Annotated in this window: 3 protein-coding genes; all 3 read left to right on the plus strand. The window is 59.9% G+C overall.

The annotated features are described in order from the left end of the window. The first annotated feature begins 209 nt into the window (after positions 1–209). The 3 genes from LCM4577_RS27140 (at position 210) to LCM4577_RS27150 (ending at position 1,639) form a co-directional block, all read left to right on the plus strand. On the plus strand, positions 210–851 hold the full coding sequence (locus LCM4577_RS27140) for a ThuA domain-containing protein (RefSeq protein WP_071074201.1): 642 nt from the start codon (positions 210–212) through the stop codon (positions 849–851). Between the two features lie 206 nt (positions 852–1,057). Then, the gene (locus LCM4577_RS27145) at positions 1,058–1,324 is read left to right on the plus strand and encodes a type II toxin-antitoxin system ParD family antitoxin (RefSeq protein ID WP_041008894.1); all 267 of its coding nucleotides are present in this window, start codon (positions 1,058–1,060) and stop codon (positions 1,322–1,324) included. A gap of 3 nt (positions 1,325–1,327) precedes the next feature. Continuing rightward, on the plus strand, positions 1,328–1,639 hold the full coding sequence (locus LCM4577_RS27150; protein WP_071074202.1) for a type II toxin-antitoxin system RelE/ParE family toxin: 312 nt from the start codon (positions 1,328–1,330) through the stop codon (positions 1,637–1,639). Positions 1,640–1,964 lie beyond the last annotated feature (325 nt).

The following is a 1,964-nucleotide window of genomic DNA, read 5'->3' on the forward strand; positions in this document are numbered from 1 at the left end:
GGTAGCTCGTCAGGCTCATAACCTGAAGGTCACAGGTTCAAATCCTGTCCCCGCAACCAACACAAAAAGAGCCCCCACCGCGCGGGCTCTTTTGTTTTTTTGCCCTGCGCTTCTTTCCAACTCGACTCGGCGGAGCTTTGCAGCGATGGTCGCTCGGCGCCCAAGCGCCATACATTTCGGCCGCGGCGCTGATGTAGGAGGAGCGGAAGATGCGGCAGGCGTTGATCGTATGGGGCGGCTGGGAGGGCCACGAACCCGAAGCCGGCGCTCGTGCCGTCAAGGCGATGCTCGAGGAAGAAGGCTTTGCCGTGCGTGTCGAGAACACGACCGCGGTCTTCGCCGACCCGGCGATCGCCGAGCTCAGCCTCATCGTGCCGATCTACACGATGTCCAAGCTCACCAAGGCGGAAGAGGCCAACCTGACGAAAGCGGTCGAAAACGGCGTCGGCCTTGGCGGCTATCATGGAGGCATGGGCGATGCCTTTCGCGAATCGCCCGATTATCAGTTCATGTGCGGCGGGCAATGGGTCGCGCATCCGGGCAACATCATCGACTATAATGTAAAGGTGATGCGGCGCGACGACCCGATCATGCAAGGCATCGACGATTTCCCCTACCGCTCCGAACAATATTACATGCATGTTGACCCGTCGAATGAAGTGCTGGCGACGACCACCTTCTCCGGCGAATATGCGCCGTGGATCGATGGCGTCGTCATGCCGGTGGTGTGGAAGCGCAGACACGGCAAGGGGCGGGTGTTCTATTCCTCGCTGGGTCATGTGGCAGCGGAGTTCGAGGTGCCGCAGATGCGCACCATCCTGCGCCGCGGACTGGCATGGGCCGCCCGCTGAGCCGGTAGATACACCCGGCTAAAACGCGTCGTCGCGATCCTCGATCGGCGCCGGCGTGCTTGATCGACATTCCGACTGCCGCCCGCTTCGGTGGAGTCTTCCATCGAATCGCTAAGTATGAGGCGCGTCCGAATCAATCAAGCTGTCAATTTTTGCTATCTGTTGCTATGCTTCGCGCCTGGCTCGATATTTTCCGGGAGACTCCGATGCCTAACTACGCTTTGAACGAGCATTATGAGCGCTTCATCAGGAAGCAACTCGAATCGGGCCGCTACAACAATGCCAGCGAGGTTGTCCGCGCGGGCCTGCGCATGCTTGAGGATTTTGAGGCGGAGCGGGAGAAGTGGCTGCGGGAGGAGATCCCGTCGCGCATGGCCGAGCTCCAGCGGGATCCGGCAAAGGGAATCCCGGCTGAAACGGTGTTTTCCCGATTGGAGGCCCGTCATCGCGCACGGCAGGCGAAAGCCAAGTAGGGAATGGAATACCGGATTGTCTTCCACGCTAAAGCGGAAGCCGAGCTCGAACAACTCTATGAGGATATAGCCGAGCGTGCGTCGCCGGCGGTTGCCTGGAATTTTGTCTCGGGCATCCGCGATCATTGCCTGGGCTTGTCGACATTTCCACAGCGCGGCACCGAGCGGGTGGAGATCATGCCGAGGTTGYGGATCATCGGCTATCGCCGCGCGGTCAGTATCGTTTTCGCGGTCGACGGCGAGCGTGTGCTGATCCTGGGCATCTTCTACGCCGGCCGGAACATCACGCCCGAATTGCTCGAAGAACGGCTTTAAATCGAGGTTCAGTCGGGCGCCGCGGTCGACATTCGGCTAAGTGCTGCGGGCGATCTTTGGGTTGAACGTGTCCGCTCGGCAGAGCGATTGTGGCTGCTATCGCCGGCATGGTCGGCGGCGGAACGCGGCCAAGAATGAACCAAGCCAGCTCACCATTTTTACCGCCGGGGATATCTCCACGAGAAATCGAAAAAAGAGTGATCTAGGCTGTTGACAGTTCGATGAGGTGGCGACTATATACGGCCCACGAACGAGGGCGGTGCGCCGCTGGCGGCAGAGAAGTTCGCTTCTATGTTTGCCCTGTTTGGAATTCAAGAGAGCCGCG

The organism is Mesorhizobium sp. LCM 4577 (genome assembly GCF_001854795.2).
Taxonomy (GTDB): Bacteria; Pseudomonadota; Alphaproteobacteria; order Rhizobiales; family Rhizobiaceae; genus Mesorhizobium; species Mesorhizobium plurifarium.

Excerpts from the sequence above, each read along its gene's own strand:
- LCM4577_RS27145 (WP_041008894.1), top strand. The coding sequence starts at position 1,058 with ATGCCTAACTACGCTTTGAACGAGCATTATGAGCGCTTCATCAGGAAG.
- LCM4577_RS27140 (WP_071074201.1), top strand. The coding sequence starts at position 210 with ATGCGGCAGGCGTTGATCGTATGGGGCGGCTGGGAGGGCCACGAACCC.